The following is a 19608-nucleotide window of genomic DNA, read 5'->3' as shown; positions in this document are numbered from 1 at the left end:
GCGCGCCATGGCCAAGGCGCGGTCTTCGGTCGCGCTGGCGCGGCGCTTGCTGGTGAAACGGCGAACGGCGTCCTATCTTCAAGGCGAACAAGTTTTTCGAGACGGTCTGAGCCATCATGAACCTTCGTAATCTCGCCATCTGGGGCGTCATCGTCGTCGTCCTGATCGGTCTGTACAGCATGATGACCGGCGGCGGACACGCGGCCGCGACGAGTGAGATCAGCTACTCGACCCTGCTCAGCCGCGTGAACTCCGGCGACGTGAAGTCGGCCGTGATCCGCGGCACGGCCGTCGAAATCCGTGACCAGAGCGGCAAGACCTACACGGCCGTGACCCCGGAGAACCAGGACGAGCTGGTCAAGCGCCTGGAGAGCCAGGGCGCGGACATCCAGGTCAAGCCGGCCGGCGGCTTCACCCTGCTGGGCTTCCTGCTGAACAGCCTGCCGATCCTGCTGCTGATCGGGGTGTGGATCTTCTTCATGCGCCAGATGCAGGGCGGCGCGCGCGGCGCCATGGGCTTCGGAAAGTCCAAGGCGCGGCTGCTGACCGAGAACAAGAACCGCGTCACCTTCGACGACGTGGCCGGCGTGGACGAAGCCAAGGAAGAACTGACCGAGATCGTCGATTTCCTCAAGGACCCGCAGAAGTTCCAGCGCCTGGGCGGCAAGATTCCGAAGGGCGCGCTGCTGGTCGGTCCTCCCGGCACCGGTAAGACGCTGCTGGCCCGCGCCGTCGCGGGCGAGGCGGGCGTGCCCTTCTTCACCATCTCCGGCTCGGACTTCGTGGAAATGTTCGTCGGCGTCGGCGCCAGCCGCGTGCGCGACATGTTCGAGCAGGCCAAGAAGAACGCCCCCTGCATCATCTTCATCGACGAAATCGATGCGGTGGGCCGTCATCGCGGCGCGGGCCTCGGCGGCGGCAACGACGAGCGCGAGCAGACCCTGAACCAGCTGCTGGTGGAGATGGACGGATTCGAGGCCAACGAAGGCATCATCCTGATCGCCGCCACCAACCGTCCCGACGTGCTGGACCCGGCGCTGCTTCGTCCTGGCCGCTTCGACCGCCAGGTCGTGGTGCCCAACCCCGACATCAACGGCCGCGAGCGGATCCTGCGCGTGCACATGAAGAACGTGCCGCTGGCCGCCGACGTGGACGTGAAGGTGATCGCCCGCGGCACCCCGGGCTTCTCCGGCGCGGACCTGTCGAACCTCGTCAACGAGGCGGCCCTGATGGCCGCCCGCAAGAACCGCCGCATGGTCACCATGCGCGACTTCGAGGACGCCAAGGACAAGGTCATGATGGGCGCCGAGCGCCGGTCGATGGCCATGACCGAGGACGAGAAGCGTCTGACCGCCTACCACGAGGGCGGCCACGCCCTGGTGACGCTGAACGTGCCGGCCACCGACCCGGTGCACAAGGCGACCATCATCCCGCGCGGCCGGGCGCTGGGCATGGTCATGCAGCTGCCCGAACGCGACAAGCTTTCGATGAGCTATCAGGAGATGACCTCGCGCCTGGCCATCCTGATGGGCGGGCGGGTGGCCGAGGAGATCATCTTCGGCAAGGAGAAGATCACCTCCGGCGCCTCCTCCGACATCGACCAGGCGACCAAGCTGGCGCGGGCGATGGTGACCAAGTGGGGCTTTTCCGACCAGCTCGGCGTGGTGGCCTACGGCGAGAACCAGGACGAGGTGTTCCTGGGCCACTCGGTGAGCCGCACCCAGAACGTCTCGGAAGAGACGGCGCGGATCATCGACGCCGAGGTCAAGCGCCTGGTGCAGGGCGGCTTCGACGAGGCCCGCCGGATCCTGACCGAGAAGCTCGACGACCTGCACACCCTGGCCAAGGCCCTGCTCGAGTACGAGACCCTGTCCGGCGAGGAGATCGTCAACGCGCTGAAGGGCGTGCCGCCGAAGCGCGACGAGGTCGAGTCCAAGCGCCCCTCCGGCCCGTCGGCGGCCGTGCCGATCTCGCCGCGCCCGGCCGATCCGGAGCCGGCCTGAGCCTGCGCTCCTGACGGCTGAGCCGGAAAAGGCCTGCGCCATGCCGCGCGTGCGGGTGATGGGCATCGTCAACGTCACGCCGGACAGCTTCTCCGACGGCGGGCGCTGGCTGGACCACGGCGATGCTCTGGCCCATGCCCGGCGCCTGATAGCCGAGGGGGCGGACATCCTGGACGTGGGCGGGGAATCCACCCGCCCCGGCGCCCGGCCGGTGGCGCAGGATGAGGAGATCGAACGCGTCGTCCCCCTGATCGCCGCGATCCGGGCCGAAAGCGACATCCCCGTCAGCATCGACACGATGAAGCCTGCCGTCGCGCGGGCGGCGGTGGCGGCCGGCGCGAGCATCTGGAACGACGTCAGCGCCCTTCGCGGCGGTCCACAGGCGGCGGAGGCCGCCGCCGAGCTCGGCTGCGAGGTGGTGCTCATGCACATGCAGGGCGAGCCGGGGACCATGCAGCGCGAGCCGCGCTACGCCGACGTGGTCGGCGAGGTCTGCGCGTTCCTGGACGAGCGGGCGCAGGCGGCGGTCGCGGCGGGCGTTGCGCCGGAGAAGATCTGGCTCGATCCCGGCGTCGGCTTCGGCAAGCACGTGACCCGCCACAACCTGCCGCTGCTGGCCGGACTGGACCGGGTCGCCGCGCTGGGGTTTCCGGTGTTGCTGGGCGCCAGCCGCAAGAGCTTCATCGGCGCCCTTGACGGCGGTGCGGGGCCGCAGGCGCGGCTTGGCGGCTCGATCGCCGCGGCGCTTGCGGGCGCGGCGGCGGGCGTCTCGGCGGTGCGGGTCCACGATGTGCGCGAAACCGTCCAGGCGCTACGGGTGTGGTCGGCGATTCAGGACGGCCGCCCATAGGGTTCCTGAGCGTGGCTCTCGAAGCGCAGGCCAGGATGTGGAACAAGGCGGCATGAGCGCCGCACCACCCTCCGCCCAGGCCCTGGGCCGCGTCTTGATCCTCGCGGGGTCCGACTCCGGCGGCGGCGCGGGGATCCAGGCGGACATCAAGACGGTGACGGCGCTTGGCGGCTACGCGGCCACGGCGGTGACGGCGATCACCGTGCAGAACACCCTGGGCGTCAGCGCCGTGCATCCGATCCCGCTCGACATCGTCGCCGGCCAGGCGCGGGCGGTCCTTGAGGACATCGGCGCCGACGCAATCAAGACCGGCATGCTGGGCGCCGTGGAGACGGTGGAGTGCGTGGCCGCGGTCCTCGAATCCGCGGCGGCGATCCCGGCGGTGGTCGACCCGGTGATGGTGGCCAAGGGCGGGGCGGCCCTGCTGGCGCCGCAGGCCGTGGAGGCGGTGAGGACGCTGATGATTCCGCGCGCGGCGCTGCTCACGCCCAATGCGCCCGAAGCGGAGGCGCTGACCGGCCTTTCCGTGCAGAGCCCCGACGACCAGCGCCGCGCCGGGGACGCGCTGCTGGCGATGGGCGCGGGGGCGGTGCTGATGAAGGGCGGCCACGTGCCCGGCGAAACGGTGGTGGACGTGCTGATCACGCCGGAGGGCGAGACGACCTTTGCGGCGGCGCGGCTCGAGACCCGCCACACCCACGGCACCGGCTGCACCCTGGCCTCGGCCTGCGCGGCCGGGCTCGCCCAGGGCCTGCCCCTGGCCGAGGCCGTCGCCCGGGCCTGGGCCTATGTGCAGGAGGCCATGGCCAGCGCTCCCGGCTTCGGCGCCGGACATGGGCCTTTGGACCACGCCTGGCCGCTGAGGGGACGGGGCGGATGAGCGCGAAGGCCACACAGTCGGCCCGTCTGGAGGCGATCCTGAGGGCGACGCCCGGCCTGATGCGGGTGCTGGAGACGGCCCGTGGCCTGGCCCTTCCGGACTGGCTGGTGTTTTCCGGCGCGGTCTACCAGCCGGTGCTGAACCACCTGACCGGTCGCGCGCCGGACTATGGGATCAAGGACTACGACCTCGGCTACTACGACGCGTCGGACACGACCTACGAGGCCGAAGACGCGGTGATCCGGCGGGTCGCCGCCGCCTTCGAACCGCCGCTCCGCGAAATGGTGGAAGTGCGGAACCAGGCGCGCGTGCACCTGTGGTTCGAGGACAAGTTTGGCGAGGCCTACACACCCCTGGCGAACACGTCCGAGGCGCTCGAGCGCTTCACCAGCACCACCTTTTCGGTGGGCGCGCGGCTGGAGCCGGACGGCGCCATGACGCTGGTCGCCCCCTTCGGCCTGGACGATCTGTTCGACCTGAAGCTTCGGCCGAACCCGAGGCGGTGGACGGCCGGATTCGCCCGCACCGCGGAGGCCGCCCGCCGTCGCTGGCCCGAGCTGACGATCATCGACTGAGGCCGCAGGCCGGCGCCCACGTGAAACGGGGGCGGCTCTCGCCGCCCCCGTCCAGCCGGGCGCTCTCCATGCCCTCGGCTCAGCGGCGGTCGTAGCCGCCGTAGCCGTAGCCGTAACGCTGGCCGTCGCGGGCCTCCTCGCGAAGGTTCGCCGCGAGCCGGTCGAAGCGCTGGTCGAGGTCGGCCCGCTCACGGCCGGACAGGCCGTTGACGCGGTAGCGCGCTTCCAGCTTCTCCAGGGCGTTGAACTCGGCCCGCAGGCGGGTGGCCTCCCGGGGCGTCAGGCGCCCGCTGCGGTAGCCGGCCTCGATGCGGCGGTCGAGCTGGTCCTGGCGACGGTTGATCGACACCCACTCCCCGCGCTGGTCGGTCCAGCCCCGGCCGCCGTACCAGCCCGATCCGGTCTGGCGGTCGGTGCGCTCGGAGCTGACGCGGATGGACAGGGCGTCCATGCGCCGGTCGAGATCTCGGCGTTCCCAGTCGGAGAGGCCGCCCGAGCGATAGCGGGCTTCGAGCGCCTGGATCTGGCGGAATTCGCCGCGCAGCCGGATCGCTTCTTCGCGGGACAGGTCGCCGCTGCGCACGCCCGCGTCGATCCGGTCGTCCAGGCTCGCCTGGCGGGCGTTGATCGGCGTCCAGCCTTGGGCCTGGGCGGCGCCGGCGGTCATGGCGAGAGCCGAGGCGGCGATGAGGGACAGTCTTGCGATGGTCTTCATTGTTTCGGTCCTTTCGTCCGGTGGCGTTCCAACCGCGAAGGAGGCTGAGGAAACCCATTCGCGGCGGATCGGTTGCGGGCGTGGGGTCAGCGCCGGTGCTGGCGGTCGTGCCGCTCGACGCGGATCTGACGGCTCAAGCCGTCCATGCGGCGGTCCAGATCGGCCATTTCCCAGCGGCTGAGGCCGTCCTGGCGGTAGCGGCGCTCCAGGCGCACGATGCGCTGCAGCTCCCCGTGCAGGCGCGCGGCTTCGGCGCGGGTGAGCGAATGGTTGCGCACGCCCATGTCGATGCGTCGGTCGAGTTCGCCCTGGCGCTGATCGACGGGGCGCCAGGGGGCGGCGGCCGCGGGCGCGGCGGCTGCGGCCGAGAGGGTCGACGCCGCGGCGAGGGCGATGAGGATCGTCTTCATCAGTAGGGTCTCCTTGCGGTCGTCGGGGGTGACGACGCACGCAGGAAACCGCAGGGCGGCTGACCTCAGCCTGAGGCCGCCGTTGTCGGGCGTTCAGCTTGGAGCCGGCGCCTCAGCCTCGGACGATCAGGGCTTCCATGCCCCTGAAGAACGGAAGCGCCCGCCAGGTCGGCTCCGGCCCCGCGAGCTTCAGGTCAGGGAAGCGCTCGAACAGCCGGGCCAGGGCCTGCTTGGCCTCGATGCGGGCCAGCGGGGCGCCGATGCACATGTGGCTGCCGCCGCCGAAAGCCACATGCGGCACGTGCTTGCGGGTGATGTCGAAGCGGTCGGGGTCGTCGAACACGGCGGGGTCGCGGTTGGCCGCGTGCAGCGAGGTGATCACCGACTGGTGGGCGTGCATCGGGCACCCGCCCACCCGGCGCTCGTCCGAAACCACGCGATTGGTGATGGCGACCGGGGACTCGTAGCGCAGGATCTCCTCGACGGCGGCCGCCGCAAGGCTTGGGTCGGCCTTGAGCTTGGCCAGCTCCGCGGGGTGCCGCAGCAGGAGCCACACGCCGTTGCCGATCAGGTCCGTGGTGGTGAGGTTGCCGCCGATGAGCAGGGCCGAGAGATTGACGCGAACCTCCTCGTCGGAGAGCGGCGCGCCCTGCGCCTGCAGGGCGACGACATCGCTGATCAGGTCGTCTTGCGGTGCGGCGCGGCGAGCCTGCATCAGCTCGGTGAAATAGTCGGCGAGCTTGCCCGAGCCCCATTCCATCCGCTCGGTCTCTTCCGGCGTGCGGAGAGGATTGAGGCCCAGGATCGAGGCCTCCGACCACTCGCGGAACTCGCGGTAGCGGTGCTGCTCCACGCCCAGGATGGCCGCGATCACCAGGATCGGTATCGGGATGCCGATCTCGCCGATCAGGTCGAAGGGCGCATCGGCCGGCGCGGCGTCGATCACCTCGTCGATGATCGCCTCGATTCGCGGCTTCATCGCATTGATCCGCGCATAGAAGGCCTTGGCCAGGGGCAGGCGTACGCGGCTGTGGTCCGGCTCGTCCATGGACAGGATGCTGTCGGTGCGCGGCTCGTCCGGGTCCTGGTCCATGCGCCGCAGGAGCGCGCCAGGCTCGGCCCGGCTCCAATGGCGCCAGAGGCTTCGGTCGTTCACCGTCTCGCGCACGTCGGCGTAGCGGGTGAGGAACCAGGTCTTCACCGGCTCGTCGCGCATGACCGGGCAGGCCTCGCGCAGGTCCTTGAGCCGGCCGTGGGGGTCCGTGCGGGCGTCGGGATCGAAGGCGGTGGTCTGGACGATGTTCCAGACCTGCGTCGCAGTCTGCTGGTCGCTCACGGCGTCTCCCCGTCTGTTTTGACGCAGTGTGCGCCGATTTTCGGGGGATTCAACGTCCCCCGCGCCTTGGCCGCACAGGTTCAGGCGGCGACCGACGCGTCGTTGGAGTTGGCGGCCAGGGCGTGGCCGATCGCCTCGTAGAGCTTGGCGATCTCGATCGGCTTGGCGACGTGGCCGTCCATGCCGACCGCCAGGTACTCCTCGACCTGGTGGCTCAGCGCGTTCGCCGTGAGGGCGACGATCGGGGTGCGGCTGCGCTCGGCGCGCCGCTCTTCGGCGCGGATGGCGCGCGCGGCGTCCATGCCGTCCATCACCGGCATCTGAATGTCCATCAGGATCAGGTCGTAGGTCCCCGAACGCCAGGCGTCCACGGCCGCCCGGCCGTCGGCGACGATGTCGACGTCGATGCCGAGGGATTCTATCACCGCGGTCAGCACCTGCTGGTTCGTGGGATTGTCCTCGGCGGCCAGGATGTGCAGGGCGCCGGGCTCGGTCTCCTCGGCGGCCGGGGCGGCGAACTCCTCGGCCGGCGCCTCACCCCGCGGCAAGGGCAGTTCGACCGTGAAGACCGAGCCCAGGCCCTCGTGGCTGGCCACGGCGATGGTCCCGCCCATCATCTGCGTCAGCTCGCGGCAGATGGCCAGGCCCAGGCCCGTGCCGCCGAAGCGGCGAGTGGCGGAGTTGTCGGCCTGGGTGAACTTCTCGAACAGGCTCGAGAGCTTGCCCTCGGGGATGCCGACCCCGGTGTCCTCGACGGAGAAGCGCAGAGCCCCGGTGTCCGGGTTGACGTCGAAGATCACCGAGACCGCGCCGTCCGGGGTGAACTTGATCGCGTTGGAGATCAGGTTGCCGGCGATCTGGCGCAGGCGGTCGGCGTCGCCGCGCCACCAGCCGCGGGCGCTTTCGGCGATGCGCAGCGTGAAATCTAGCCCCTTGGCCTTGGCCAGGACCGCATAGCTCTCCCGCGCCGGATTGATCACCCGCTCCAGCTCGAAGTCGTCGTCCATCAGGGTGAGCTTGCCGGCCTCGATCTTGGACAGGTCCAGGACGTCGTTGAGCACCGACAGCAACAGGCCGCCGGACTGGCGGATCACGTCCAGCCGCTCGCGCTGGGCCTCGGACAGCTCGCCCATGGACATGACTTCGGCCATGGCCAGCACGCCGTTCAGCGGCGTGCGGATCTCATGGCTCATGTTGGCCAGGAACTGGGACTTCAGGACGTTGGCGGTGTTCGCGGCGTCGCGGGCGACCACCAGTTCCTGCAGCGTGCGGTGCAGGTCCTGCTCGCGCGCGTCCAGCCGCGAGAGCAGGTGGTTGAAGCTCTGGGTCAGGCTGCGGAAGAGCTCGTCCTGCGCCGTCACCGGAATCGGCGCGAAACTGCCGGAGGCGGCGACCGCGTGCATGGCCTCCGACAGGCTCTGCACGGGGGCGATGACCCGGTGCGCCAGGCCGCGGGCCAGGAACAGGGCCACGCCGACGCCGCCGAAGAACAGGGCCGCCGTCAGGGCGAAGAACTGGGGCAGCATCGCGCTGAGGGAAGGCGGCTCGACGGTCAGGATCAGTTCGCCCAGACGCTCGCCGCCGAGGCCCACGTCGGCGCGGATGGCCGTGGCGCCGTCCTTCAGGCCCGGCCCCGGGCGCACATAGTCGGCGACCGGGCGGCCTTCGGCGTCCACCAGATGGGCGGCGGCCACGCGCTCGGCGTGGGACATCACGGTAAGGGCCCGCTGCGCGGCCTTGGCGTCGTCCGCGGCGAGCCCTGGCGCGGCCGCGGCGGCCGCGATCTCGGCCAGCGCCTTGTGCGCGTCGTTGGACTGTTCGCGGGCCACGGCCCACTGCTGCAGCATGAACGTCAGGCACGCGGCCATGAGGACCGCGATCGTGGTGATCAGGGCGATGCCGGCCACCCGCGCGTGGAACGTCGCGTGTTGCTGCGCGCCTCGGATGTTGGCCTGATCGGTCATGCTCATGGTCCGCCGAGCATTTCCCGTACCCCAATAGTCCTAACGCTTCGCTTCGTTCGGCGCCCGGATTCGGGGCGCCGAAGCGCGACAGGACGCCGCGCGGCCGAGCTTGCAACCTCTGCGCGCGAACGCCGCAGCCTTTCCGTTAGACGAGGCTTAACCTTTGGTTTACCTTCCTTGATGTCTGGTTAAAGGAGGGTTCCATGGAGAAGGCGTTTGTCGCGCAGCGGGTCGCCACCAAGCTGTTCGCGACCGAGGATTCGGTGGATGCGGCCCTGGCCCAAGCCACCGAGCTGATGAGCGACATGCTGCAGGCCCGTAAGGACCTCGGCGCGTCGATGGTGTTCGGCGACGAGGCCGCCTCGAAGCTGATCGAAGCCATCAAGGCCCTGGGCGAAGCCCGCACGGCCATGGTCGGCGTCCACAACGAGCTGAACGAAGCCAAGCTCCGTCTCGGCGTCCGCACAAAGATGGACACGCCGATGAAGTTCCTGATGCGCGGCGAAAGCCGCACGGAGATGCGCGAAGTCGGCTGATCGGCCGCCTGGTTGCGATAGATTAACTGGTGTTGCGCCCCTAATTCGGTTTAGGGGCGCAACACATGGTCATTCCGAGCCTAATTCAGATCGTCTGGGCCGGCCTGTGGCTCCTGATTTTCGGAGTCTGCGGCTACGCGCTCTGGAAGGGCGGCCCACCCGAACGGTTCGGCGCCGCCTTGATCCTGCTGGTCGCGCTGCTCGGCGGCCTCATCGAAATTGGACTCAAGGACAACGCGCGCCAGGTGGGACATCTGGCGGCGGACGGCCTGCTGGCCATGGGCTTCCTGTTCGTGGCGGTGCGCTACACGAGCCTGTGGCTGGGCGGGGCCATGCTGTTCCAGGCGGTGCAGTTCAGCCTGCACGCCTTCTACTTCGTGCTGAAGCGGCCGTATGACCCGCTCTACTCCATCGTCAACAACATCGACCTCTTCGGGGTGCTGAGCTGCCTTCTGGCCGGCGCCCTTGCGGCGAACGGTCGCGCGCGGGCCAGGCCGGCCGAGGCGGCCTGACGCTTCGGCGCCATTTCTGGCGGCGCCCCCAGAAAAGTTTCGCTTGCCAGATGGGCAGAATGGCGGTTTCTGCGCGGCGGGCCACGCCCTCCCAACGGGGCGCAGCCCATCTGCAAGGATGGGAGACATCGCAGTGACGACCCTCGCCAAGCCCGGCATGCGCCCGGCTCGCCCCGAATTCTCCTCCGGCCCGTGCGCCAAGCGCCCTGGATGGACCCCCGAAAACCTCAGGAACGCCGTGCTCGGCCGTTCGCACCGCTCCAAGCTCGGCAAGGGCCGGCTGAAGGACGCGATCGACCGCACCCGCGCGGTGCTGGAGGTTCCCGACGACTTCCTGATCGGCATCGTGCCCGGATCGGACACCGGCGCCGTGGAGATGGCGATGTGGTCGATGCTGGGGCCCAGGCCGATCCAGCTCCTGGCCTTCGAGTCCTTCGGCAAGGACTGGGTGACGGACGTCGTCAAGCAGCTGAAGCTGCCGGCCGAGGTGCTCGAAGCGCCCTACGGCCAGCTGCCGGACCTGGCCAAGGTGCGCAAGGACGCGGACCTCGTCTTCACTTGGAACGGCACGACCTCCGGCGTGCGCGTGCCCAACGCCGACTTCATCGCCGCCGACCGTGAGGGCCTCACGATCTGCGATGCGACCAGCGCGGCCTTCGCCCAGAAGCTCGACTGGGCCAAGCTCGACGTCGTCACCTTCTCCTGGCAGAAGGCGCTCGGCGGCGAAGGTGCGCACGGCGTGCTGATCCTGGGGCCTCGCGCCGTGGCGCGGCTGGAGAGCCACACGCCGGCCTGGCCCATGCCCAAGCTGTTCCGCATGACCAAGGGCGGCAAGGTCAGCCTCGACATCTTCGAGGGCGCGACCATCAACACCCCCTCGATGCTGTGCGTGGAGGACGCCATCGACGCCCTGAAGTGGGCCGAGTCGATCGGCGGCCTGGCCGAGATGCAGCGCCGCGCCGACGCCAACCTGTCGATCCTGGCCGACTGGGTCGCCAAGACGCCGTGGGTTGAGTTCCTCGCCGAGGATCCGGCCGCCCGCTCCAACACCTCGGTGTGCCTGAAGGTGGTCGATCCGCGGGTCACGGGCCTGCCCGAGGCCGCCCAGGCCGACTTCGCCAAGAAGCTCGCCGGCCTGCTCGAAAAGGAGGGCGCGGCCCTCGACGTCGGCGGCTACCGCGACGCCCCTCCGGGCCTGCGGATCTGGTGCGGCGCCACGGTCGAGACCTCGGACGTCGACGCCCTGACGCCCTGGCTGGACTGGGCGTTCGAGACCGTCGTGGCCGAACTGGCCGCCGCCTGAATTCCAGACGATCCAAGCTCCAGACCCCTCCTCGCCCTCGCCCGTCCGGATGAGGGCGAGGAGGCGGACGGAGCCTCCGACCCCCTATTCGCAAGGATGAAGCCCATGGCTCCCCGCGTACTCATCGCCGACAAGCTTTCCCCGGCCGCCATCGAGATCTTCAAGCAGCGCGGCGTCGACGCCGACGTGAAGACCGGCCTGTCCAAGGACGAGCTGCTGAAGATCATCGGCGACTACGACGGCCTCGCCGTCCGCTCGGCCACCAAGGCCGACAAGGACGTCATCGCCGCCGCCAAGAACCTGAAGGTGATCGGCCGCGCCGGCATCGGCGTGGACAACGTCGACATCCCGGCCGCCACCGCCGCCGGGATCGTGGTGATGAACACCCCGTTCGGCAACTCGATCACCACCGCCGAGCACGCCATCGCGATGATGTTCGCCCTGGCTCGCCAACTGCCCGCCGCCGACGTCTCCACCCAGGCCGGCAAGTGGGAGAAGAACCGCTTCATGGGGATCGAGCTGTACGGCAAGACCCTGGGCCTGATCGGCGCCGGCAACATCGGCTCGATCGTCGCCGACCGCGCCATCGGGCTGAAGATGAAGGTCGTGGCCTACGATCCCTTCCTGTCGCCGGAACGGGCGGTGGAGATCGGGGTCGAGAAGGTGGAGCTGGACCATCTCCTGGCGCGCGCCGACGTCATCACCCTGCACACGCCGCTCACCGACAAGACCCGCAACATCCTGTCGGCCGAGAACCTGGCCAAGACCAAGAAGGGCGTGCTCATCATCAACTGCGCCCGCGGCGGCCTGGTCGACGAGGCCGGTCTGCGCAAGCTCCTGGACGAGGGCCACGTCGGCGGGGCCGCCTTCGACGTGTTCGTCGAGGAGCCGGCCAAGGCCAACGTGCTGTTTGGCGCGGAGAACTTCATCGCCACGCCGCACCTGGGCGCCTCGACCAACGAGGCCCAGGAAAACGTCGCCCTGCAGGTGGCCGAGCAGATGAGCGACTACCTGCTCACCGGGGCGGTGACCAACGCCCTGAACAGCCCCTCGGTCACGGCCGAGGAGGCGCCGCGCCTGAAGCCCTTCATCGCCCTGGCCGAGAAGCTGGGCGCCTTCGCCGGCCAGATGGTGGACTTCAGCATCACCGCCATCGACATCGCCTACGAGGGCGAGGTCTCCAAGCTGAACGCTCGGCCGCTGACGGCCGCGGCGCTGGCGGGCGTTCTGCGCCCGATGCTGGGCGACGCGGTCAACATGGTCTCGGCGCCTGCCGTGGCCAAGGAGCGCGGGATCACCGTCTCGGAGTCCCACCAGGAGGACTCGCCGATCTACGAAAGCCTGATGCGGGTCACCATCACCACCGAGAAGGGCAAGCGCTCCTTCGCCGGCTCGGTGCTGGCGGGCACGCCGCGGGTCGTGGAGGTCAAGGGCATGGACCTGGACGCCCCGTTCGGCCCGACCATGCTATACGTGAACAATCTCGACAAACCCGGCTTCATCGGCGCCCTGGGCGCCCTGTTGGCCGACGCCGGGGTGAACATCGCGACCTTCAACCTGGGCCGGGTGTCGGCCGGCGAGGACGCCATCGCCCTGGTGGGCGTGGACCAGCCGCCGGTGGGCGACCTGCTGGAGCGCATCCGCGCTCTTCCGCATGTGAAGGAAGCCCGCGTCCTGCGGTTCTGAGCCCTTCCCCGGAGGCCCGTCGCACGGCCTCCGGGGGACCCGCCAGGCGCGTGAAGTCGACACGGTCGCTCGATACGCCCTTTGAACTGCGGCGTGATCTGCTAGTGCGCCGTGTACGGAAGATCGAATCGGCGGCGCATTGCGGAAGACCACTCTCGACAAGGACCTGAAGAAGGTCGGACGGCTGCAGGCCGCCACCATGGACCTGTCGCGTCAGCTCGCCATGCCCGGTCTGGCGGCGCTGTTCCTGCTGGCTGTGGCGATCTTCGCCGTGACGGTCGTCGCCCACGGCCCCCTCGGCGTCTATCTGATCTTCGCTGCGCTCATCGCCGGATACCTGGCGCTGAACATCGGCGCCAACGACGTCGCCAACAACATGGGGCCCGCCGTCGGCGGCAAGGCGCTGCCCATGGCCGCGGCCCTGGCCATCGCTGCGCTCTGCGAGGCGGCCGGGGCGATCCTGGCCGGCGGGGACGTCGTTTCGACCATCTCCAAGGGCATCATCGTCGCCCCGGCCGACATGCCCGCCCCCGACTTCATCAAGGTGATGATGGCGGCCCTGTTCTGCGCGGCCGTGTGGATCAACATCGCCACCGTGCTCGGGGCGCCGGTGTCCACCACCCATGCCGTGGTCGGCGCGGTGCTGGGGGCGGCGATCGCGGCCGTGGGGCCGGACGTCGTGGTCTGGCCCGTCGTCGGGGCGATCGTCGCCAGCTGGATCGTATCGCCTCTCCTTGGCGCACTGATCGCCGCGGCGATCCTGGCCTTCATCAAGTGGGCGATCCTGTTCCGCGAGGACCGGGTGGCGGCCGCCCGGCGCTGGGTGCCGCTGCTGATGGCGCTGATGGCTGGCGTCTTTGCGCTCTACCTGCTCACCAAGGGGCTGCAGCGCATCTGGCGGCCGGCGGACGGGCTCGTGTGGACCATCGCTGCGGTGGTGTTCGGCCTCGCCTGGGCGGCGGCCGTGCCCTGGGTGCGGATGCGCAGCCACGAGATGGAGAACCGCCGCAAGCAGATCAGCAGCCTCTTCGTGCCCCCCTGATCGTCGCCGCGGGCATGCTGTCGTTCGCCCACGGCGCCAACGACGTCGCCAATGCGGTGGGCCCGCTGGCGGCCATCGCCGCTGCGGTCGAGAACGGCGTTTCCGCGCCCGCCGCCGTGACCCTGCCGATGTGGATCCTCATGATCGGCGCGCTCGGCATCTCCCTGGGCCTGGCCCTGTTCGGCCCCCGGCTGATCCGCACCGTAGGCGAACAGATCACCAAGATGGATTCCATGCGCGCGTTCTGCGTGGCGCTCTCGGCGGCGGTGACGGTGCTGGTCGCCTCCGCGTTCGGCCTGCCGGTGTCCTCGACGCACATCGCCGTGGGCGGAATCTTCGGGGTCGGCCTGCTGCGCGAGGCGCTGACCAACCGCGGCCTGCGCCGCCGCATAGGGGCCAACGAGCCGGTGCCGTTGCGTGCGGCCGAGCGCAGCCTCACGCCCGAACAGGCGGTGCTGCGCCTGGCCAAGCGCGAGAAGCGCAAGCTCGTGCGCCGAAACCACGCCTGGGGCATCGCCGCCGCCTGGGTGGTGACGGTTCCGGCCTCAGCCGTCCTGGCGGGGCTGCTCTACCTGGGGCTGGCCTGGGTCACCGGCGGCTAGGGCCCTCGCCTGGGTCAGCTCCGCCAGCTTCAGCAGGCCGGGAGTCGTCAAGAGCCTGCGGAGCTCCAGCAGCGAGGCCCAGTGGCGGCGACGCTGCCGCCGCTCGGGCCAGTCTTCGAGCTGGCGGGTGACGCGCAGGGGGTACATGGCCACCGAGACCGGCGTCTCCCGGCCGCCGATGAGCTTGGTGTCGCCATAGGCGCCGACCGGCTCGTCGTCCACCTCGCCCTCGACGCCCGCCTCCTCCAGCGCCTCGGCCGCCGCCGACTGGGACGGGGTCAGTCCGGCCAGGAGTCCGCCCTTGGGAAACACCCAGCGGCCGCTCCCGCGCGAGGTGACGACGAGGAACACCACCAGGCCGTCCTGGATCACATAGGGAATGGCGCCGGCCTGCAGCGCCTCGCCGGGGGGCGGCGTTCGAACGGAGCGCGCGAACAGGCGCCGAAGCATCCGGTGCAATTCCTCTGACGACTGGCTCCTCGCCCGGCTCTTAGACTGTGTCGCGCCGGGCGTCATCGGCCGCCGCGGCGCTTGCCCGGCGGGTCCCTCGCGCGCAAGCTCGCCGCAGCAGACGGAAGCCCGCATGCCCCAGACGCCTCACCAGCGCGCCGAGGCCGCGCTCACGGCCTACGGCCTGACCTTCCCCGAGACGACGAGCGGGCCCTCCTTCGGCGTCACCCGCGGCCTCTATGTGAGAAAGAAGGGCTTTGCGGTGTTCGGCGACAGGGACCAGCCGCAGGACGCCCTGACCGTCATCCTCAAGCTGCCGATCTCGGCCGAGATGGCGGCCCACCTGCCGTTTGTGCGGGAGGCCAAGGGCTGGTTCAAGCAGCACAACTGGGTGATCGCCGACTTCGGCCCGAAGGACGACGTCCTGGCCGAGCTCGACACGCTGAAGGCCTGGCTCAAGCAGAGCTATGTCGCGGTCGCGCCGAAGGCGCTGAGCCGCCAGCTCGACTAGCCGCCCGACAGCGCGCCGAAGATCAGCACTTCCTGCCCCGCGCCCACGGGCGTGGCGAGGTCGAAGACGCGGTCCTGGCCGACATAGACGCGCATGTGCCTGCGCACGCGGTCCTGTTCGTCGATCACGCGGAACCTCAGGCCCGGGAAGCGGCGGTCCAGGTCCTCCAGCACCGCGTCCACTGTCGTCCCGGCGGCCGCCACGCGGCTGGCCCCGGCGGTGTAGGAGGTGAGCTGGCTGGGGATCAGGACCTGGATGTCGGGCGGGCTCATAGGGGCGCGGCGCTCACCGAATAGATCTCGGGCAGGTGGCGCGCGACGAGGCGCCAGCCTTCGCCCTCGTCGTCGCTCATCCAGATCTCGCCGTTGGTGGCGCCGAAGTAGAGGCCCAGGGGATCGGCCTGGTCGGCGCAGAAGGCCTGCCGCTTGACCGTGAACCAGCCCTGCTCGCCGGGCAGGCCCTTGTCCTGGCGCTCCCAGCTTTGGCCCGCGTCGCGGGTGCGGTAGACGGCGGGACGGCCCCCGGGGCTGGTGCGGGGCCAGACTTCCGTTCCGTCCATGGGCAGGACCCAGGCGGTGTCCGCGTCCCGGGGATGGGCGATGATGGTGAAGCCGATGTCGCCGATTTCCGGCGGCATCGCCTTGCCGATCCGTTCCCAGCGGGTTTCCGGACGGTCGAGGCGATAGATCCCGCAATGGTTCTGCTGCCAGATCCGGTCCGGTCGGGTGGGTGCGAGGGCGATGTAGTGGGCGTCCTGTCCATATTCCGGATAGGGATCGGGGAAGAAGTTGGCCTCCACCCCCTGGTTCAACGGCGCCCAGCCCGCCCCCTGGTCGAGGCTTTCGAACACGCCGCCGGTGGAGGTGGCGATGTACATGTGCTTCGGGTCGCGGGGGTCGATCTGGATCTGGTTGAGCAGGGCGCCGTCGGGGGTTCCGCCGTCCTCCGGGCACCACTTCCAGTACATCGGGTGGTCGTTGAAGCCGGAAACGCCTTCCCAGGTCGCGCCGCCGTCCTCGCTGCGGAAGAGGCCGGGCGGCGAGGTTCCCGCCCACCAGACGCCGGGTTCGGAGGCGTGGCCGGGCTCCAGCCAGAAGCTGTGGTCGACCGAGCGGGCCGGCCCCTCGCCCTCGGCCCTTGGGAAGGCGGGGGGCCTGGCGGCCTCGGCCCAGGTCCGCCCCCCGTCCGTCGAGCGGAAGATGGTGGGGCCGAGGTGGCCGGTGGAGGCGGCCATCAGGAGGGTGCGGCCGTCGCGCGGATCGAGCACCAGGTGATTAACGATGTGGCCCAGGAAGATCGGGCCCTGCACCCGCCAGGTCCGGCGGTCCGCGTCGGAGCGGTAGATCCAGGCGCCCTTGCGGGTGCCGACGAGCAGTTGGATGGGACTCGACATGGCCTTCCTCCCTGGAGACCGTTCGATGGCGGACATGATACCGCGGGCGCCGTGCCGCCGGAACAGCGCCGCCTGTAAGACGCCGGGGCCGCGGCGGTCCCGACAGACCCGCGGGACTTTTTTCGTCGGCCTTTCGCGACCTGGGGGTGATTGACTCCCGCGGACTCCGGTCTAGAACAAAATGCGAACGAAAGGAGTCCGCCGCCATGCCCGACGTCCGCGCCCTGCGGGCCCAGATCGCCGCCATCGAGGCGGGCGCCCGGCGCGAGGCCGGCGTCCTGGCCTTCGGGGCGCCGGAGCTGGACGCCCACCTGCCGGGCGGGGGGCTGCCGCTGGGCCGTTGGCACGAACTGATCGGCGAGGGGCTGGAGACCGAGACCGCCGCTGCGCCCGCGGCCTTCGCCGCCCTCATGGCCGCGCCGCTGGCCCGGCGGGGTCAGGCGGTCTGGGTGCTGCGGCGCGACGACCTGTTCGCCCCCGGCCTGGCGGGCCTGGGATTTCCCGCCGACCGGCTGATCCAGGTCTGCGCGCGCGACGAGGCCGAGGCTCTCTCGGTGGCCGAGAACGCCCTGGCCACGGCCGGCGTGGCCGCCGTGTTCGCCGAAGTGGACGAGGTGGACCTGACAGCCGGGCGGCGACTTCAACTGGCTTGCGAACGGCGCGGCGGCGTCGGCTTCGTCATCCGTCGCCGGCCCTATGGCGGCGGGGCGGAACGGGCGGCGGGCTCGGCGGCGGCCACCCGCTGGCGGGTCGCGTCCGCGCCCAGCGCCCCGGCGGCCTTCGGCCTGGGCGCGCCCCGCTGGCAGGCGAGCCTGGAGCGCTGCCGCGGCGGGCGGCCGGGCGCCTGGATCCTGGAGGCGTCGGCCGCCTTCGACCCCTCAAGCTGGGAAGAGACCGATGGGACGCACCCTCTGCGCCTGGTCGCCGCACTGGGCGATCGACAACTGGCGCCGGCGCACCCCCTCCGCCTCGCCGGATAAGCCCTTCGCCCTCGTCGAGACCGTGCGCGGGGTGCGGCGGCTGGCGGCGGTGGACGCCGTCGCCGCGACCCTGGGCCTGTATGCGGGACAGAAGGCGGCCGACGCCGCCGCCCTCGTCCCGGACCTCGTCACCGCCGAGGCCGAGCCGCAGACCGATGCGGCCGCCCTGGAAGCCCTGGTGGACTGGTGCGTGCGCTTCTCCCCGGCGGTGGCGGCCGATCCGCCGGACGGCCTGTTCATGGACATCGAGGGCGTGGCCCACCTGTGGGGCGGGGAGGCCGAGATGGCCGCCGACCTGGCCCGGCGGCTGGGGGAGGCCGGCCTCGGCGTGCGCTGGGCGATCGCCGACACCCCCGGAGCGGCCTGGGCCGTGGCCCGTTTCGGGCGGACCGGGACCATCGTTCCACCCGGCGCGAGTTCCGCGGCGCTGGAGCCCCTGCCGCCGGCGGCTCTGCGCCTTCAGCCGGACACCGCCGCCCAGCTCGCGCGACTGGGCCTGGCGCGGCTCTCCCAACTCCTGGCTCTGCCGCGGGGACCGCTGGCCCGCCGCTTCGGCCGCGAGGTGCTGATGCGCCTGGACCAGGCGCTGGGCCGCGCGGGCGAAGCCCTGGCCTTCCGCCGCCCGCCCACGCCCTGGTTCGACCGCCTGGCCTTCGCCGAGCCGATCAGCGCGCCGGAAGACCTGGCCCGGGTGGCGCGCGACATCGCCATGCGGCTCTGCGCTCGGCTCCAGGCCGAAGGCCGGGGGGCGCGGCGCTTCGAACTCGGCTTCCATCGCCTCGACGGCAAGGTGCAGGCGGTGGCCGTGGGCCTGGCCCGGCCCGGCCGAGAGGCCGACCGCATCGCCCGCCTGTTCGCCCCGAAGCTCGAGCACGTGGACCCCGGATTCGGGATCGAGGCGGCGACCCTGACCGCAGCGGAGGTCGAGATCTTGGGCGAGCGCCAGACGGCCCTGGACGAGGCCGCTGAGGCGGCTGCGGAGGCCGGCGTCGTTCCCCTGGTTGATCGGCTGACCAACCGCCTGGGGGCCGAGCGCGTCTGGCGGGCGGTCCCGGTGGAGAGCCATGTCCCCGAGCGGGCCGTGGGCCGGGCCGGTCCCCTGGCCGAGCCTGCGCAAGCCCGGCCCTGGGCGGCCGACCTGCCGCGGCCCCTGCGCCTGTTCCGCCGGCCCGAGCCGATCGAGGCGATGGCGCCGATCCCCGACGATCCGCCCGTGCAGTTCCGCTGGCGCGGCCGGCTGCATCGGGTGCGGGCCGCCGAAGGGCCCGAGCGCATCGGGGAGGAGTGGTGGCGCGGGCCGATCGAGGACGTCAGCGTCGCCCACGTGCGCGACTACTACCGGGTGGAGGACCAGGAGGGTGCGCGCTTCTGGGTCTTCCGCGCCGGCCTCTACGTGGCCGGGACACCGGCGAAATGGTGGCTGCATGGCCTGTTCGGATGAGGAGACCTCGATGAAACCCAAGATCAGCCTGATCACCCTGGGCGCCCGCGACCTGCCGAGGATGGTCGCCTTCTACCGGGATGGGCTGGGCTTTCCGACGCACAACTACACGGACGGCGACGACATGGTGATGTTCCGCCTGGAAGGAAGCTGGCTCGGTCTTTTCCCGCGAAAGGCCTCGGCTGAAGACGCCGGCGTATCGTCGGAAGGCTCGGGGTTTTCGGGCGTGGTCCTGTCGCACAACGAACCCTCGAAGGAGGCCGTCGACCGCGCCTTCGCCGAGGCCCTCGCCGCCGGCGCCGCGCCGGTCAAGACGCCCCAGGACGTCTTCTGGGGCGGCTATTCCGGCTATTTCGCCGATCCCGAGGGCAATCTCTGGGAGGTGGCCTGGAACCCCTTCACCGACCTGACGTGACGCG

21 protein-coding genes are annotated in these 19608 nt (G+C 70.7%); 14 read left to right on the top strand and 7 right to left on the bottom strand.

Annotated elements, in window-relative coordinates:
- Positions 1-116 precede the first annotated feature (116 nt).
- From ftsH to ACK4YQ_RS02355, 4 genes are read left to right on the top strand one after another with little or no spacing between them, the layout of a single operon-like run.
- Positions 117-2003, top strand: coding sequence for an ATP-dependent zinc metalloprotease FtsH (ftsH, locus tag ACK4YQ_RS02370; protein ID WP_409607894.1), 1887 nt, complete (start codon positions 117-119; stop codon positions 2001-2003).
- A gap of 40 nt (positions 2004-2043) precedes the next feature.
- Complete coding sequence (gene folP, locus ACK4YQ_RS02365; protein WP_409607892.1) at positions 2044-2853, top strand: dihydropteroate synthase; 810 nt, start codon at positions 2044-2046, stop codon at positions 2851-2853.
- 52 nt (positions 2854-2905) lie between these two features.
- Positions 2906-3733 (top strand): bifunctional hydroxymethylpyrimidine kinase/phosphomethylpyrimidine kinase, encoded by an 828-nt coding sequence (gene thiD, locus ACK4YQ_RS02360; RefSeq protein ID WP_409607890.1) that lies wholly within the window; start codon positions 2906-2908, stop codon positions 3731-3733.
- A complete protein-coding gene (locus tag ACK4YQ_RS02355) occupies positions 3730-4308 on the top strand; it encodes a nucleotidyltransferase family protein (RefSeq protein WP_409607888.1) in 579 nt (192 codons plus the stop codon). The genes thiD and ACK4YQ_RS02355 overlap by 4 nt, the downstream gene beginning before the upstream one ends.
- 79 nt (positions 4309-4387) lie before the next feature.
- Here ACK4YQ_RS02355 and ACK4YQ_RS02350 read toward each other — a convergent pair whose 3' ends face one another.
- The 4 genes from ACK4YQ_RS02350 to ACK4YQ_RS02335 all read right to left on the bottom strand — a co-directional run bounded on the left by ACK4YQ_RS02350 (position 4388) and on the right by ACK4YQ_RS02335 (position 8739).
- Complete coding sequence (locus tag ACK4YQ_RS02350) at positions 4388-5023, bottom strand: hypothetical protein (protein ID WP_409607886.1); 636 nt, start codon at positions 5021-5023, stop codon at positions 4388-4390.
- Positions 5024-5109: 86 nt separating this feature from the next.
- Positions 5110-5433 (bottom strand): hypothetical protein, encoded by a 324-nt coding sequence (locus ACK4YQ_RS02345; protein WP_409607884.1) that lies wholly within the window; start codon positions 5431-5433, stop codon positions 5110-5112.
- Positions 5434-5545: 112 nt separating this feature from the next.
- Positions 5546-6769: a cytochrome P450 gene (locus tag ACK4YQ_RS02340; protein WP_409607882.1), complete on the bottom strand. Its 1224-nt coding sequence runs from the start codon at positions 6767-6769 to the stop codon at positions 5546-5548.
- Positions 6770-6849: 80 nt separating this feature from the next.
- On the bottom strand, positions 6850-8739 hold the full coding sequence (locus ACK4YQ_RS02335) for an ATP-binding protein (protein WP_409607880.1): 1890 nt from the start codon (positions 8737-8739) through the stop codon (positions 6850-6852).
- 197 nt (positions 8740-8936) lie between these two features.
- On the opposite strand from ACK4YQ_RS02335, the gene ACK4YQ_RS02330 reads away from it, so the two are divergent.
- From ACK4YQ_RS02330 to ACK4YQ_RS02305, 6 genes are all read left to right on the top strand, one after another.
- Entirely contained in the window at positions 8937-9269 is a 333-nt protein-coding gene (locus tag ACK4YQ_RS02330) for a hypothetical protein (protein ID WP_409607878.1), read from the top strand.
- A 65-nt stretch (positions 9270-9334) separates the two neighbouring features.
- On the top strand, positions 9335-9781 hold the full coding sequence (locus tag ACK4YQ_RS02325; RefSeq protein ID WP_409607876.1) for a hypothetical protein: 447 nt from the start codon (positions 9335-9337) through the stop codon (positions 9779-9781).
- Positions 9782-9899: 118 nt separating this feature from the next.
- Complete coding sequence (locus ACK4YQ_RS02320; protein WP_409607874.1) at positions 9900-11084, top strand: phosphoserine transaminase; 1185 nt, start codon at positions 9900-9902, stop codon at positions 11082-11084.
- 105 nt (positions 11085-11189) lie between these two features.
- Complete coding sequence (gene serA, locus ACK4YQ_RS02315) at positions 11190-12770, top strand: phosphoglycerate dehydrogenase (protein WP_409607872.1); 1581 nt, start codon at positions 11190-11192, stop codon at positions 12768-12770.
- 139 nt (positions 12771-12909) lie between these two features.
- The gene (locus ACK4YQ_RS02310; protein WP_409607870.1) at positions 12910-13812 is read left to right on the top strand and encodes an inorganic phosphate transporter; all 903 of its coding nucleotides are present in this window, start codon (positions 12910-12912) and stop codon (positions 13810-13812) included.
- Between the two features lie 14 nt (positions 13813-13826).
- A complete protein-coding gene (locus ACK4YQ_RS02305; protein ID WP_409607868.1) occupies positions 13827-14414 on the top strand; it encodes an inorganic phosphate transporter in 588 nt (195 codons plus the stop codon).
- Here the strand turns inward: ACK4YQ_RS02305 and ACK4YQ_RS02300 are convergent.
- Complete coding sequence (locus tag ACK4YQ_RS02300) at positions 14358-14864, bottom strand: NUDIX hydrolase (protein WP_409607866.1); 507 nt, start codon at positions 14862-14864, stop codon at positions 14358-14360. The genes ACK4YQ_RS02305 and ACK4YQ_RS02300 overlap by 57 nt on opposite strands.
- A gap of 133 nt (positions 14865-14997) precedes the next feature.
- On the opposite strand from ACK4YQ_RS02300, the gene ACK4YQ_RS02295 reads away from it, so the two are divergent.
- Complete coding sequence (locus tag ACK4YQ_RS02295; RefSeq protein WP_409607864.1) at positions 14998-15375, top strand: MmcQ/YjbR family DNA-binding protein; 378 nt, start codon at positions 14998-15000, stop codon at positions 15373-15375.
- On the opposite strand, the gene ACK4YQ_RS02290 is transcribed toward ACK4YQ_RS02295, so the two are convergent.
- Together ACK4YQ_RS02290 and ACK4YQ_RS02285 are read right to left on the bottom strand one after the other, a co-directional pair.
- The gene (locus ACK4YQ_RS02290; protein ID WP_409607862.1) at positions 15372-15647 is read right to left on the bottom strand and encodes a MoaD/ThiS family protein; all 276 of its coding nucleotides are present in this window, start codon (positions 15645-15647) and stop codon (positions 15372-15374) included. The two genes, ACK4YQ_RS02295 and ACK4YQ_RS02290, sit on opposite strands and share 4 nt — an antisense overlap.
- Entirely contained in the window at positions 15644-16768 is a 1125-nt protein-coding gene (locus ACK4YQ_RS02285; RefSeq protein WP_409607860.1) for a WD40/YVTN/BNR-like repeat-containing protein, read from the bottom strand. Before ACK4YQ_RS02285 ends, ACK4YQ_RS02290 begins: the two co-directional genes overlap by 4 nt.
- Before the next feature lie 206 nt (positions 16769-16974).
- Between ACK4YQ_RS02285 and ACK4YQ_RS02280 the strand changes: the two genes are divergently transcribed.
- From ACK4YQ_RS02280 to ACK4YQ_RS02270, 3 genes are read left to right on the top strand one after another with little or no spacing between them, the layout of a single operon-like run.
- Entirely contained in the window at positions 16975-17748 is a 774-nt protein-coding gene (locus tag ACK4YQ_RS02280) for an ImuA family protein (protein ID WP_409607859.1), read from the top strand.
- Positions 17666-19189: a DUF6504 family protein gene (locus ACK4YQ_RS02275; protein ID WP_409607857.1), complete on the top strand. Its 1524-nt coding sequence runs from the start codon at positions 17666-17668 to the stop codon at positions 19187-19189. The genes ACK4YQ_RS02280 and ACK4YQ_RS02275 overlap by 83 nt, the downstream gene beginning before the upstream one ends.
- Positions 19190-19199: 10 nt before the next feature.
- Positions 19200-19604, top strand: a complete 405-nt coding sequence (locus tag ACK4YQ_RS02270) for a VOC family protein (RefSeq protein WP_409607855.1) — start codon at positions 19200-19202, stop codon at positions 19602-19604.
- Positions 19605-19608: the final 4 nt, after the last annotated feature.

The organism is Phenylobacterium sp. (assembly GCF_046291545.1).
In the GTDB taxonomy this organism is placed as follows: Bacteria; Pseudomonadota; Alphaproteobacteria; order Caulobacterales; family Caulobacteraceae; genus Phenylobacterium.
Note: the sequence above shows the minus strand (reverse complement) of the source record. Positions and strands in the feature narration are given on the sequence as shown.